We start from the raw sequence: 13,279 nt of genomic DNA, 5'->3' as shown, positions 1-13,279 counted from the left end.
CGCGGCTAGGGAATGGCGAACCGGGTTGGGGTCAGCGCAGTACGAAAGGCACGTAGCGTACGAGTGGAGTTGGAGCGAACAGGCGGGTAGTAGCGGACATCAGGAATCACCATTGTTGTTGTTTACAGCCGGTCTGTTGCCGGCAGTGGGGGCGATCCTAGACGGGGAAGCTTTCAGCCAGCTTTCGCTGTGTAAGTCAGATGATGGAAGGTTTGTAGGAATTTTCTTTTAGGCGGTTCAGGGCAGTTCCAAACCGCCCGAGGCTTTGTGCAAGGCGCGCAGGTGCTCGCCCATCTGCTTGAGGTTGGCTTCGCAGGCGGCAATCTCGTCGGCGCGTGAAGGGTCCAGCAGCGCCCTCACCTCTTTATCCAGATCGCCGGTCAACGATTGCAGTTGCTTCTGGCGCTCGGCGCTTTCCGATTCCAGGCGTTTGGCTTCCGAAGGTTGCGGCAGGCCGTAGCCGCCGCTGTCGAGCAATTCCGCCGGGCGGCTTAGAAAACCGCTGTTGGCGAGGATCTGTTGCAGTGTGTTGTTGGCTTTTTCCATGCCGCCGTTTTTCAGCTCACGGGCATTGAGGTAGCGCTGCTTGACTTCGTCCTGGGCCAGCATCAGTTGTTTGCGATAGCTGGCTTGTTCCAGCAGCAGCAGCGCGGCGCTGGTGCGCAGGTCGGCCTGGATGAACCACTGGCGGCGTTCTGCGGCACTGAGGGCGAGCCAGTCTTCGACTTGGGTCTGCTTGATCGGCAGGTGTTTGCGCAGCACGTCGAACATCGCCTGGTAGCGCTCGCGGAACGAGTCGAAGTGATAACCCAGGCGCAAGGCTTCGCGCTTGTCGTCTAGCACACTGGTATCAGCCAGGCCGCGGGCACTGAGCACCTCGAGCAAGCCGTTGGGGGTGATGTTGTCCAGGCCGGTCAGTTGCGGGTTGGCGCTGCCGCTGCGTAGCAGCTTGAGGCTCTCCACCGCGCAGTTGTTGGAGATAAAAAAGTAATTGCCGTCGTAGCTCCAGTGCATCTCGGCGGCATGTTCGACGGTGTCGTTGATCTCTTGGCGGGTGAGCTTGAGTGGCACCGAGGCCAGGCCGCGCAGTTCAGTCTTGGTGTATTCGTCGATCACCTGCGCCAACGGCAGCACAAACAGCCGTGACGGGTACTTGCCCACCAGCCCATCCCAGCTCGAGAGCTGTACGTCACCGACGAAAGCGCGGTAAGACAATACCAAGTGCTGGTCCAGGTCCAATCGGCAATCCGGGCCACGCGGGCGGCCGGGTGCGCAGATCACCAGGCGCAACATGCTGTGGCCCCAGCGGCTCACCAGATTTTGGTTGGCCTCGGCCAGCAAGTAGTCGATTTCATAAACGCGCTCCGGGTCGATCTGGCCCAGCGGCGTTTTGGCGAAGTCATTGCCGGCGTTCAGGAACGCGTAGGTCTTGGCGCAGGTGTCTTGTTCGGGCGGTGCCCAGCCGAAGTGTTCCTTGTAATAGCGAAACAGCGCGGGGCGACGGCAGGCATAGCTCGGGTCAAGTAGGAAATACTCCATATTGACCGCCACGAACTCCAGCGGGCTGGTGGTTTCGTAGATATCGGGGCTGCGGGCGACCTGGTGGTTATGTTGCTCGCGCTCGCCGCGACGGCCCACGTATTGGGGCCAGCCGGCAATGTCCAGCAGGCGCGGGTCGTCACTCAGGGTGAAACGACGGTCGTTCTGGCCACGGCATTGATCGGGCAGGCCGATCAGGCCGGTGATGTTGTTCTGACGGCTGCAGCGTTGGATCAGGCGGCGCTCGTCTGTGGACCACAAGCGCGCACGGTCATAGATGTGGGTCAGCTCATGCAGCACGGTGGCGAGCATTTCGCGGCGCACAGTGCCATGGGGGCGATTGGTCTTCTGGGTGGCGGCGCTGCCGTCGGTGAGGCTGGCGAGCAGGTTGCTGTTGAGGTCCAGTTCGGACACCAGAGAAGCCTGGCCATAGGCGTTTTCAGGCATCTTGTCGGTCCAGCCGACATCAATACGCCGGTCCAACTGCTCGATAAAGCGCGGCGGCAGAGCGCGCATCGCTTCGTCGAGCAACGCCTGGCTGGCCTGCTGTTCGGCCGGGCTCAAGCCATCGGTCTTGAGCCGCAGTTGCAGGCTGGCCTGGGCTGTGCCTGCACAGAGCAGCACAGTCCCGGCCAGTAGCCAGGCGAACAGGCGCCTCACAGAGCGAGGATAGCTTCGGCGAGGGTCTGGTCACTGGCGTCGCGGGCTTCCGGTACGCGGGTGCGCAGGGTATCGAAGGCTGCTTCCAATTGTGCGCCGCGGATTTCGCCGTTGGAGGCGACGAAGCTGGCAGCGTCATCGTGGGCTTCGCGCACGATTTTGGAGTCGCGGATGGAAGTGGTGGTGTCCGAAGTGAAATCAATGGTGCGCGCCGAGGCACGCACGATGATGTTACTGGTGGCTTTCAGGGTTTGCGCGTGGGCGACATCGGCCAACAACAGCAGGCCCAGAGCGGCGGCGATCAGCGGGCTACGCATGGAATGACTCCGAAATACAAAGATAGAAATATACGATGATTATTGGACGAGAATTGCCTGCGCCAGTTCAAGGTCGCTGACATGAAGTTTTGGCTGGGTTCGGCGCAGATACTCCAGCGCAGATTCCAGACGAGCTCCCCGCCATTGGCCGTCAGTGGCGATAAAAGCGGCAGCGTCATCCTGGGCGGCCAGTATCAATTTTCTGTCAAAGGGCGCTGACGTCACCTTGCTGGTGGCGTAGGCACTGATGACGGTGCTCTGGGTGGACACATCAAAGGCCGAAGCCAAGGGTGGCCAGCAGGCAGAAAACAACACGGGAACAATCAACAGGCGGTATGAAAAAGCCATGGGACTCGACAACTGAAAGCGAGCGCCAAGGCTAGCGCAACGCCCGGGCGAGAGCCAGTGCTGACACATTTGGTAGCGGCTGGCATGCCCTGGCGTTACCGGATCATCAAATGGCCAGAATCGCCTGGGCCAGTTGTGCGTCGGTCGCTGTGTTCAGTTGTGGGGCCTGTTGGCGAATCTGGGCCAGGGCGCTTTCCAGTTTCACACCACGAATGGCGCCTTCGCTGGCAACAAAGCTGGCAGCGTCGTCACGGGCGGCTTGCACGACTTTGTTGTCACGCAGGGACGACGTGGCATCGGAGCTGGCATCGGAAGTGGCTTTGAGGGCGCCGACGATCGAGTCGGTGGTCACGATAAGGCTGCTCGCGTTGGCGTTGGCGGCCAGGGCCAACAGGGTGGCAGCACTCAGCAGGCGAAGACGGGACATGGAAAAACTCCTGTAGAAGATCAAATAAAGCGGCGCGATGCGGCCACTGTGAAACGGACATTGTTGCGGATTAAGCATCAGACGTCCGTTCTACAAGGTTCGCCACGTAATAACGGGATCTTAAGCTGCCGCTTATCCGTTCGGAAAGCCTCTATCTGCCTAGTCACGCCAGAAAGGTTTGGACAGCTCGGCAGTACGGTCGCCCTGGCTGATGCCGGCGTCGGCTAATTCACGTGGGTCAAGTTGTGCAAGTTGGCGGCGTTCATGGGCCTGCCGCGCCCATCTGCCCAGGGCGCAAGCCATTCGAATGATCAACTGTTTGTAACGCGAGGTCTGTGTGTTCATGACGACGGCCTTCCATGAGGTCTTGGAACACCATCTTGGGCGGCCAGCTTTTACCAATACAGATACACCAAAGTTAAATTGTACCGTCTAATTGTTATGTTATTTAAACTGTACTGGTCCTTATCTATGGGGTCTGTTTTAGCCGTGTAAAGTTTGAAACCCGGAAACAACAAAGCCCGCCTCCGGTTTCCCGGGGCGGGCTTTGTTTTGTTAAATCAGGGTGCTGGCGGTGGACCCGGCGGGTCAGGGCCAGCGGGCGCCAATTAGCGCCAGAACGGCTTGCTCAGCTCTTCGTAGCGTTGAGCTTCGCTGATACCGGCGTCAGCCAGCAGACGCGAATCCAGACGAGCCAGTTGGTGGCGGCTGGAGATGCGGCGCTGCCACAACATCAGGTTGGCGAGAACGCGCAAAGGCATAGAAGCCTGGGTGTTTACAGCTTTTTCTTCGAAGAACAGATCGGAACTGAGTGTACGTTCCATGATGACATCCTTCCGCTTGTGGCGGGATTAGGTAGTGGTTTAACTGATGCCAATGATCCTCCTCCGACGCAAGACTCTCTAGATACAGTTCACCTGTATTGTGAGGGGCCAGTTAACTGTTTATAGCGGCTGTACTGTACGGAAATGGGGCAACTGTACCTGTCTGCACTTTATCGGTGCGAAATTGGAATTTGCGGTGGGGTTCGTAAGAGAATTCAGTAGGAAATGACCGGTACAGCAGTACAGTTTTTTCAAAATGTACGGCTGTGGTCACCGAGCTGAACAAACTGTGTTTGCATCAGCTCGGATCTGTATCAATCAAGCCTTGAGCATATGCCCGGTTTCTTCCAGGTTGATGTGCCAACTCAGTGCTTCGCGCAGGATGTGCGGAGTATGCCCACCGATCGCGCAGGCAGCGTTGAAGTAACTGTTCAGCGCATCGCGGTAAGCCGGGTGCACGCAATTGTCGATGATCACCCGTGCGCGCTCGCGTGGCGCCAGGCCACGCAGGTCAGCGAGGCCAACCTCGGTCACCAGAATGTCCACGTCATGCTCGGTATGGTCCACATGGCTGACCATCGGCACCACGCTGGAAATCGCGCCGTCCTTGGCAATCGACTTGGTGACGAAAATCGCCAGGTGCGCGTTACGCGCGAAGTCTCCGGAGCCGCCAATCCCATTCATCATCCGCGTGCCGCAGACGTGGGTGGAGTTGACGTTGCCGTAGATGTCGAACTCAAGCGCAGTGTTGATACCGATAATGCCCAGGCGCCGAACCACTTCAGGGTGGTTGGAGATTTCCTGAGGGCGCAGTACCAGCTTGTCCTTGTAGTGTTCCAGGTTGCCGAACACGTCAGCGTTGCGTCGCTCCGACAAGGTGATCGAGCTGCCCGAAGCAAAGCTCAGCTTGCCCGCGTCGATCAGGTCGAAGGTCGAGTCCTGCAACACTTCCGAATACATGGTCAGGTCTTCGAACGGCGATTCGATCAGGCCGCACATCACTGCGTTGGCGATGTTGCCGATCCCGGCCTGCAGCGGGCCGAGCTTGTTGGTCATGCGCCCGGCGTCGACTTCCTGCTTGAGGAAGTTGATCAGATGGTTGGCGATGCCTTGGGTATCGGCGTCCGGTGGTGTCACGGTTGAGGCGGAGTCGGCCTGATTGGTGATCACGATGGCGACGATTTTTTCCGGCGGGATCGGAATCGCGGTACTGCCGATGCGGTCGTCGACCTTGACCAGTGGGATTGGCGTGCGCGTCGGCCGATAGGTCGGGATATAGATGTCGTGCAGCCCTTCCAGGTTCGGGTTGTGCGCCAGGTTGATCTCGACAATCACTTGTTTGGCGAAAATCGCAAAGCTGGCCGAGTTGCCCACGGAGGTGGTGGGCACGATGTGTCCTTGTTCGGTGATCGCGACGGCTTCGATCACGGCGATGTCCGGCAACTTGAGCTGGTTGTTGCGCAGTTGCTCGACGGTTTCCGACAGGTGCTGGTCGATAAACATAACTTGGCCTGCGTTGATCGCCTTGCGCAGTGTGCTGTCGACTTGAAACGGCATGCGGCGCGACAAAACGCCGGCCTCGGTCAGTTGCTTGTCCAAGTCATTGCCCAGGCTGGCACCGGTCATCAGGGTGATTTTCAGCGGCGAAGTCTTGGCGCGTTCGGCCAGGGCGTGGGGGACGGCCTTGGCTTCACCGGCACGGGTGAAGCCGCTCATGCCGACGGTCATGCCGTCCTCGATCAGTGCGGCGGCATCTGCCGCGCTCATGACCTTGTTCAACAACGAAGGCAAGCGGATACGATCACGGTACATGAATTGTTATCTCAGGCTACGGAAGCAAGGTGGGCAGTGTAGTGATTTCAAAAAAATTCGGCCCGCTACCATGGTCGAATGCCAGGCAGCGATTTAGAGCCTTTGGTCGGGTTTCACGTGAGTACAAAGCGGAACGCCGAGCATTCCCGGATGCATTCCCACGCAGAGCTTGGGAACAATAAAAAAACCCCAGCCTACTGGAGGCCAGGGTTTCGTGTATTGCGCTGGCGCAGTGTTATTCGACGGCTTTGACCATATCTTCGATGACTTTCTTGGCATCACCGAAGACCATCATGGTCTTGTCCAGGTAGAACAGCTCGTTATCCAGACCGGCGTAGCCGCTGGCCATCGAGCGCTTGTTGACGATGATGGTCTTGGCCTTGAATGCCTCAAGGATCGGCATACCGGCAATCGGTGAGTTAGGGTCGTTCTTGGCGGCCGGGTTGACCACGTCGTTGGCGCCCAACACCAGCACCACGTCGGCCTGGCCGAACTCGGAGTTGATGTCTTCCATCTCGAACACTTGGTCGTAAGGCACTTCCGCCTCGGCCAGCAGCACGTTCATGTGCCCAGGCATACGGCCCGCTACCGGGTGGATCGCGTACTTCACGGTCACGCCACGGTGTGTCAGCTTTTCGGTCAGCTCTTTAAGGGCGTGTTGCGCCCGAGCGACTGCCAGGCCGTAGCCGGGAACGATGATCACGGTGTCGGCGTTGGTCAGCAGGAACGTGGCGTCGTCCGCCGAACCGGATTTCACCGGACGCGCTTCTTTGGAGCCTGCCGCTGCGCCGGCATCTGCTGTGTTGCCGAAGCCACCGAGCAGCACATTAAAGAAGGAGCGGTTCATTGCCTTGCACATGATGTACGACAGAATCGCGCCGCTGGAGCCCACCAGGGAGCCGGCGATGATCAGCATCGAGTTGTTCAGCGAGAAGCCGATGCCCGCCGCTGCCCAACCGGAGTAGCTGTTGAGCATCGAGACAACCACCGGCATGTCGGCGCCGCCGATCGGGATGATGATCAGCACGCCCAGCACGAAAGCCAGGGCCAGCATCAACGCGAACGCAGTGAGGTTGCCGGTGAACATGAACGCCAGGCCCAGGCCCAGGGTTGCCAGGCCGAGCACCAGGTTCAGTTTGTGCTGGCCACCGAACTGTACCGGTGCGCCCTGGAACAGGCGGAACTTGTACTTGCCCGAGAGTTTGCCGAATGCGATCACCGAACCGGAGAAGGTAATTGCACCAATGGCTGCGCCGAGGAACAGTTCCAGGCGGTTGCCCGCAGGAATCGAGTCGCCCAGGTGTTTGACGATGCCCAAGGATTGCGGCTCGACCACGGCGGCAATCGCGATGAATACCGCCGCCAGGCCGATCATGCTGTGCATGAAGGCAACCAGCTCTGGCATCTTGGTCATTTCTACGCGCTTGGCCATGATCGAACCGGCGGTGCCGCCGATCAGCAGGCCGACGATCACGTAACCGATACCGGCTGTTGCAAGCTCAGCGCCGAGCTTGTAGATGAGGCCCACGGTCGTCAGCACCGCCAGCGCCATGCCGAGCATGCCGAACAGGTTGCCGCGTCGCGATGTGGTTGGGTGCGACAGGCCTTTGAGGGCCTGGATAAAGCAGATCGACGCGATCAAGTAGAGCGTCGTAACCAAATTCATGCTCATTACTTTGGCGCCTCTTCTTTTGCTTTCGGGGCTTTCTTCTTGAACATCTCCAGCATCCTGCGCGTGACCAGGAACCCGCCGAATACGTTAACCGCCGCCAAGGCCACGGCCAGGGTGCCCATGGTTTTACCCAGTGGTGTCACGGTGAGGGCTGCGGCGAGCATGGCGCCGACGATTACGATCGCAGAGATCGCGTTGGTCACCGCCATCAGTGGTGTGTGCAGCGCGGGTGTGACGTTCCAGACCACGTGGTAACCGACATAAATCGCCAGCACAAAGATGATCAGGTTGTAGATACCGGGGGAGATAAGCTCTTCCATCGTCTGAATCCCTGCTTAGGCGTTTTTGCGGATGACTTGGCCGTCGCGGCACATCAGGCACGCGGCGACGATGTCGTCTTCGAGGTTGATTTCAAACTGCCCTTCCTTGGTGAAGACCAGCTTCAGGAAGTCCAGCAGGTTGCGCGCATATAAAGCAGAAGCATCGGCGGCGACGGCACCGGCCAGGTTGGTCGGGCCGCAAATGGTCACGCCGTTTTCCACCACGACTTGGTCGGCGACGGTCAGTGGGCAGTTGCCACCCTGGGCGGCGGCGAGGTCGATGACCACCGAACCCGGCTTCATTTGTGCGACGGTTTCGGCACTGAGCAAGGTCGGGGCTTTGCGGCCCGGGATCAGCGCAGTAGTGATGACGATGTCCGCTTGTTTGGCGCGTTCATGCACGGCCAGGGCCTGGCGCTGCATCCAGCTCGATGGCATCGGGCGCGCGTAACCGCCGACACCGACCGCGCATTCACGCTCCTCATCGGTTTCGTAGGGCACGTCGACGAACTTGGCGCCGAGGGACTCGATCTGCTCTTTTACGGCAGGGCGCACGTCAGACGCTTCGATCACGGCACCCAGGCGTTTCGCTGTAGCGATGGCTTGCAGGCCTGCGACACCCGCGCCGAGGATCAGCACGCGCGCGGCTTTGACGGTGCCAGCGGCAGTCATCAGCATCGGCATGAAGCGTGGGTAGTGATGGGCTGCCAGCAATACGGCTTTATAGCCGGCAATGTTGGCCTGTGACGACAGCACGTCGAGGCTTTGGGCTCGCGAGGTACGTGGCGCAGCTTCGAGCGCGAAGGCGGTAATGCCTCGCTCTGCCAGCTTGGCGATGGTTTCGTTGCTGAACGGGTTGAGCATGCCCACCAACACGGTGCCGCTTTTGATCAGCGTCAGTTCGCTGTCGCTGGGGGCAACCACCTTGAGAATCAGCTCGGCGCCAAACGCGTCGCTGGCGCTGCCAATGGTTGCGCCTGCCGTTTCATAGGCACTGTCGACGATGCTGGCGGTAATGCCTGCGCCGCTTTGTACAGTGACCTTATGGCCCTGGCCGATCAGCTTCTTGATGGTTTCCGGGGTGGCAGCCACCCGCGTTTCACCGGTCTGGGTTTCGAGAGGAACACCAATGTGCACGTCAAATCTCCTGCATGATCTTTTTGCTTTTGATCTTTTTGTAAAAAGGCCAGTGCACCGTGAGGGGCGCAGCTGGGGCGGCCGATCAGCACGATCCCGCTGAAATGACAGCGGGGCGCGGCATTTTGCAGGCGAACTTTACGGCCTTCAAGGGATTATGACGGGTGACGAAAAATTAACTACAAGTCACCCTGTGACTGATTGTCGCAACATGGCAAAATAACCTCTTTAAATACAGGTGTTTAAAGGGTTTTAGAGGGTTGTAGACGGTTTTCCTATCTTTGCCGTGAATGGTCGGGCATTGGCAGCTGATAGTCGCTACAAGCCTTGTCAATCATGGCGTTAAGCTCATTTTTACGCTGAGAGGTACAGTCTTCCAAAACACGACATATAGTTACATCTGTAGGCGCTTAATTTACTTGACTACAAGGTCAATAAAATAACCTTGCCCTTTAAATGCTGGGGTTATAGCGCTGTGACTGGTCGATCAGCCAATCTCTAAACGCGTGCAGCGACGCAGATTCGACTTTTCTTTCGGGAATCATCAGGTAGTAAGCCTTTGTGCTGCTCAGCGCTTCGAGGCTTGCGATCACCAGATGCTTCTCCTCCAGCTCGCGCTGGATGAGGAAAGGCGGAATCAGCGCGATCCCCATGTCATGCATGGCTGCCTGCGACAACATCGAGAATAGCTCGTAACGCGGGCCTGTCATGTCGCGAGGTATGTTCAGTTGTTGCGCGCTGAACCACTGGCGCCAGGCATATGGCCGAGTGGTTTGTTGCAGCAGTGGCAGTTGGGCGATCTCTTCCGGGCTGAAGTGGGCACGGCTGCCCAGTAAGCGCGGACTGCACACGGGAACGGGGTTTTCGCCCATTAGCCGGTGGGATTCGGTGCCCGACCAATCGGCATCGCCAAAGTAGATGGCGGCGTCGAACTCGGTGTCGGCAAACAGAAAAGGGCGCGTGCGGTTGGTGAGGTTGACCGTGACTTCCGGGTGTTGGTGCTGGAAGTCCTTGAGCCGTGGGATCAGCCATTGGGTGCCGAACGTTGGCACCACTGCCAGCTCGATGACATTCGCACCTTGCTGCCCCATGACCGACAAGGTATCGCGCTCTACGGCGTCCAGTTGCATGGCAACGCGACGGCTATACGACAGCCCCGCTTCCGTCAGCTTGACGCCCCGCCGTGAGCGTCGAAATAGCTCGACACTCAAAAACTCCTCCAGACTGGCGATCTGTCGACAGATGGCGCCTTGAGTGAGTGAAAGCTCGTGCGCCGCCTTGGTAAAGCTCTCGTGGCGGGCCGCTGCTTCAAAGCTGACCAGGGCGGTGGTGCTGGGAATTTTTCTGCGCATGTACGTTGTACTCACTCATAAAGCGCATTTGTGCGCTTCTAGCTCATTACGAAGTGAGAAATTAGCACAACCCTATGCATAAACCTCGTTTGCCCTCTGCGGTTGCTAGGCCTAGGCTGCATCCACGACTTCTGTTTTCTTCCCCGAGGACTTATTCATGGCTGGCAAGGCAAGCTTCAACTGGATCGATCCGCTGTTGCTGGATCAACAGCTCACCGAAGAAGAGCGCATGGTGCGCGACAGTGCTGAGCAATTCGCCCAGGACAAGCTGGCGCCGCGTGTGCTCGAAGCCTTTCGCCATGAAAAGACCGACCCTGCGATTTTTCGCGAGATGGGTGAAACCGGCCTGCTGGGCGCGATGATCCCTGAGCAGTACGGCGGCAGTGGCCTGAACTACGTGAGCTACGGGCTGATTGCCCGTGAGGTGGAGCGTGTCGACTCCGGTTATCGCTCAATGATGAGTGTGCAGTCGTCATTGGTGATGGTGCCGATCAACGAATTTGGCACCGAGGCGCAAAAGCAGAAGTACCTGCCAAAGCTGGCATCGGGCGAGTGGATCGGCTGTTTCGGCCTGACCGAGCCTAACCACGGTTCTGACCCGGGTGCGATGATTACCCGTGCACGTAAGGTCGATGGCGGCTACAGCCTGACCGGCGCCAAGATGTGGATCACCAACAGCCCGATCGCCGATGTGTTTGTGGTGTGGGGTAAGGACGATGCGGGTGATATCCGTGGTTTTGTCCTGGAGAAGGGGTGGAAGGGGCTGAGCGCTCCGGCGATTCACGGCAAGGTCGGCCTGCGGGCTTCGATTACCGGTGAGATCGTCATGGATAACGTGTTTGTACCCGAGGAGAACATCTTCCCGGATGTGCGCGGCCTGAAGGGGCCTTTCACTTGTCTTAACTCGGCACGCTATGGCATTTCCTGGGGGGCGCTGGGGGCTGCCGAGTTTTGCTGGCATACCGCTCGTCAGTACACCCTGGACCGTCAGCAGTTTGGGCGGCCCTTGGCGGCTACCCAACTGATCCAGAAGAAGCTGGCAGATATGCAGACCGAAATCACCCTGGCCTTGCAAGGCTGCCTGCGTTTGGGGCGCATGAAGGATGAAGGGACGGCGGCGGTTGAGATCACGTCGATCATGAAGCGCAACTCGTGTGGCAAGTCCCTGGATATCGCGCGCATGGCGCGGGACATGTTGGGCGGCAACGGTATTTCGGATGAGTTCGGGGTGGCGCGTCACCTGGTCAACCTGGAGGTGGTCAATACCTATGAGGGCACCCATGACGTGCACGCCTTGATTCTTGGGCGCGCGCAGACCGGTCTTCAAGCGTTCTATTAATAGGAGAACGGCATGGGTGCGCTTTCACATCTGCGGGTATTGGATTTGTCACGAGTGCTGGCCGGCCCGTGGTCCGGGCAGATCCTTGCAGACCTTGGGGCCGAGGTGATCAAGGTTGAGCGGCCGGGCAGTGGCGATGATACGCGGGCATGGGGGCCGCCCTTCCTTAAAGACGCCTATGGCGAGAACACCAGTGAGGCGGCGTATTACCTGTCGGCCAACCGTAACAAGGAGTCGGTGACCATCGACTTCACGCGCCCTGAGGGGCAGAAGTTGGTGCGCGACCTGGCGGCCAAGTCCGATATCCTGATCGAGAACTTCAAGGTGGGTGGTCTGGCGGCGTATGGGCTGGACTATGAGTCGCTCAAGGAAATCAATCCAGAGTTGATCTATTGCTCGATCACAGGCTTCGGCCAGACGGGGCCTTATGCGACGCGTGCAGGCTACGACTTTATGATCCAGGGGCTGGGTGGGCTTATGAGCCTGACCGGTCGGCCCGAGGGTGATGAGGGAGCTGGGCCGGTAAAGGTGGGCGTGGCGTTGACGGATATCCTGACGGGGCTGTACTCGACCGTGGCGATCCTGGCGGCGCTGGCTCATCGGGATCATGACGGCGGTGGGCAGCATATCGACATGGCGTTGCTGGATGTGCAGGTGGCGTGCCTGGCCAATCAGGCGATGAATTACCTGACGACGGGTATCGCGCCCAAGCGCCTGGGCAATGCTCACCCCAATATTGTGCCTTACCAGGACTTTCCCACGGCTGATGGCGACTTCATTCTGACGGTGGGTAATGACGGACAGTTTCGCAAGTTTGCTGAGGTGGCCGGGCAGCCGCAGTGGGCGGATGATCCGCGCTTCGCGACTAACAAGGTGCGGGTGGCTAACCGTGCGGAGCTGATTCCGCTGATTCGCCAGGCCACAGTGTTCAAGACGACGGCTGAGTGGGTGTCGCAGTTGGAGCAAGTAGGCGTGCCGTGTGGGCCGATCAATGATCTGGCGCAGGTGTTTGCCGACCCGCAGGTCAAGGCGCGTGGGTTGGCGATGGCGTTGCCGCATGCATTGGCGGGGATGGTGCCTCAGGTCGCCAGTCCGATGCGGTTGTCCAAGACACCGGTGGAATATCGTAATGCGCCTCCTCTATTGGGCGAGCATACGGTGCAGGTGCTGCAGGGGGTGTTGGGTCTGGATTCGGCGAATGTGGCTGCGCTGAAGGCTGCGGGCGTTATCTGAAGCTGCTCTTCTATATAAGTAGTTTGATCAAAGAGCGTTGGTCTGGTTGTTTTTTGATCAATTCTAACTTATTGATAGAGGCGCTAAATTAAGTGTTGACGGCAGATTCTAGAAGTCTATAATTCGCCCCACTTCCGGCGCAGTAGAAACGGAAAACTCCTTGGTAAACAATGAGTTGCGAAGTTTTCGGCAGCAAGTTGCTTCAGTTCATCGAAGCCAAAAGGAAGTTGAAAAAGAGGTGTTGACAGCAGCGTGTAACGCTGTAGAATTCGCCTCCCGCTAACGAGAGATCGTAAGCG

The 13,279-nt window shown here is 58.6% G+C and carries 13 protein-coding genes; 2 read left to right on the top strand and 11 right to left on the bottom strand.

Annotation, left to right across the window (positions count from 1 at the left end):
- Positions 1 to 237 precede the first annotated feature (237 nt).
- The 11 genes from GIW28_RS18655 to GIW28_RS18605 form a co-directional block, all read right to left on the bottom strand.
- On the bottom strand, positions 238 to 2,199 hold the full coding sequence (locus GIW28_RS18655) for a DUF7844 domain-containing protein (protein WP_170040723.1): 1,962 nt from the start codon (positions 2,197 to 2,199) through the stop codon (positions 238 to 240).
- Entirely contained in the window at positions 2,196 to 2,516 is a 321-nt protein-coding gene (locus GIW28_RS18650) for a DUF2388 domain-containing protein (RefSeq protein ID WP_060756468.1), read from the bottom strand. The genes GIW28_RS18655 and GIW28_RS18650 overlap by 4 nt, the downstream gene beginning before the upstream one ends.
- A gap of 39 nt (positions 2,517 to 2,555) precedes the next feature.
- Positions 2,556 to 2,864, bottom strand: coding sequence for a DUF2388 domain-containing protein (locus GIW28_RS18645; protein ID WP_017139067.1), 309 nt, complete (start codon positions 2,862 to 2,864; stop codon positions 2,556 to 2,558).
- 106 nt (positions 2,865 to 2,970) lie between these two features.
- Entirely contained in the window at positions 2,971 to 3,291 is a 321-nt protein-coding gene (locus GIW28_RS18640; RefSeq protein ID WP_017139066.1) for a DUF2388 domain-containing protein, read from the bottom strand.
- A 159-nt stretch (positions 3,292 to 3,450) separates the two neighbouring features.
- A complete protein-coding gene (locus GIW28_RS18635) occupies positions 3,451 to 3,636 on the bottom strand; it encodes a DUF1127 domain-containing protein (protein WP_017139065.1) in 186 nt (61 codons plus the stop codon).
- A 263-nt stretch (positions 3,637 to 3,899) separates the two neighbouring features.
- Positions 3,900 to 4,115: a DUF1127 domain-containing protein gene (locus GIW28_RS18630; protein ID WP_048721398.1), complete on the bottom strand. Its 216-nt coding sequence runs from the start codon at positions 4,113 to 4,115 to the stop codon at positions 3,900 to 3,902.
- A 318-nt stretch (positions 4,116 to 4,433) separates the two neighbouring features.
- Positions 4,434 to 5,927, bottom strand: a complete 1,494-nt coding sequence (locus tag GIW28_RS18625) for an acetyl-CoA hydrolase/transferase family protein (protein ID WP_236447208.1) — start codon at positions 5,925 to 5,927, stop codon at positions 4,434 to 4,436.
- Between the two features lie 235 nt (positions 5,928 to 6,162).
- Entirely contained in the window at positions 6,163 to 7,599 is a 1,437-nt protein-coding gene (locus GIW28_RS18620) for an NAD(P)(+) transhydrogenase (Re/Si-specific) subunit beta (protein ID WP_017139062.1), read from the bottom strand.
- Positions 7,599 to 7,919, bottom strand: a complete 321-nt coding sequence (locus GIW28_RS18615) for an NAD(P) transhydrogenase subunit alpha (protein ID WP_003220416.1) — start codon at positions 7,917 to 7,919, stop codon at positions 7,599 to 7,601. The genes GIW28_RS18620 and GIW28_RS18615 overlap by 1 nt, the downstream gene beginning before the upstream one ends.
- 15 nt (positions 7,920 to 7,934) lie before the next feature.
- Entirely contained in the window at positions 7,935 to 9,056 is a 1,122-nt protein-coding gene (locus tag GIW28_RS18610) for a Re/Si-specific NAD(P)(+) transhydrogenase subunit alpha (protein WP_099550154.1), read from the bottom strand.
- A 452-nt stretch (positions 9,057 to 9,508) separates the two neighbouring features.
- Complete coding sequence (locus GIW28_RS18605) at positions 9,509 to 10,408, bottom strand: LysR family transcriptional regulator (protein ID WP_017139060.1); 900 nt, start codon at positions 10,406 to 10,408, stop codon at positions 9,509 to 9,511.
- A 157-nt stretch (positions 10,409 to 10,565) separates the two neighbouring features.
- Between GIW28_RS18605 and GIW28_RS18600 the strand changes: the two genes are divergently transcribed.
- Together GIW28_RS18600 and GIW28_RS18595 are read left to right on the top strand one after the other, a co-directional pair.
- A complete protein-coding gene (locus GIW28_RS18600; RefSeq protein WP_003187423.1) occupies positions 10,566 to 11,747 on the top strand; it encodes an acyl-CoA dehydrogenase in 1,182 nt (393 codons plus the stop codon).
- Positions 11,748 to 11,759: 12 nt separating this feature from the next.
- Positions 11,760 to 12,980, top strand: coding sequence for a CaiB/BaiF CoA transferase family protein (locus GIW28_RS18595; protein ID WP_099550152.1), 1,221 nt, complete (start codon positions 11,760 to 11,762; stop codon positions 12,978 to 12,980).
- Positions 12,981 to 13,279 lie beyond the last annotated feature (299 nt).

Source organism: Pseudomonas sp. PA-5-4B (assembly GCF_021606215.1).
Lineage (GTDB): Bacteria > Pseudomonadota > Gammaproteobacteria > Pseudomonadales > Pseudomonadaceae > Aquipseudomonas > Aquipseudomonas edaphica.
The sequence above is the reverse complement of the archived record's forward strand: the minus strand, read 5'-3'. Positions and strand labels throughout refer to the sequence as shown.

Bases quoted from the DNA above. Each gene is read 5' to 3' on its own strand.
- GIW28_RS18650 (WP_060756468.1), bottom strand. From the start codon at position 2,516: ATGCGTAGCCCGCTGATCGCCGCCGCTCTGGGCCTGCTGTTGTTGGCC.
- GIW28_RS18645 (WP_017139067.1), bottom strand. From the start codon at position 2,864: ATGGCTTTTTCATACCGCCTGTTGATTGTTCCCGTGTTGTTTTCTGCC.
- GIW28_RS18640 (WP_017139066.1), bottom strand. From the start codon at position 3,291: ATGTCCCGTCTTCGCCTGCTGAGTGCTGCCACCCTGTTGGCCCTGGCC.
- GIW28_RS18635 (WP_017139065.1), bottom strand. From the start codon at position 3,636: ATGAACACACAGACCTCGCGTTACAAACAGTTGATCATTCGAATGGCT.
- GIW28_RS18630 (WP_048721398.1), bottom strand. From the start codon at position 4,115: ATGGAACGTACACTCAGTTCCGATCTGTTCTTCGAAGAAAAAGCTGTA.
- GIW28_RS18625 (WP_236447208.1), bottom strand. From the start codon at position 5,927: ATGTACCGTGATCGTATCCGCTTGCCTTCGTTGTTGAACAAGGTCATG.
- GIW28_RS18620 (WP_017139062.1), bottom strand. From the start codon at position 7,599: ATGAGCATGAATTTGGTTACGACGCTCTACTTGATCGCGTCGATCTGC.
- GIW28_RS18615 (WP_003220416.1), bottom strand. From the start codon at position 7,919: ATGGAAGAGCTTATCTCCCCCGGTATCTACAACCTGATCATCTTTGTG.
- GIW28_RS18605 (WP_017139060.1), bottom strand. From the start codon at position 10,408: ATGCGCAGAAAAATTCCCAGCACCACCGCCCTGGTCAGCTTTGAAGCA.
- GIW28_RS18600 (WP_003187423.1), top strand. From the start codon at position 10,566: ATGGCTGGCAAGGCAAGCTTCAACTGGATCGATCCGCTGTTGCTGGAT.
- GIW28_RS18595 (WP_099550152.1), top strand. From the start codon at position 11,760: ATGGGTGCGCTTTCACATCTGCGGGTATTGGATTTGTCACGAGTGCTG.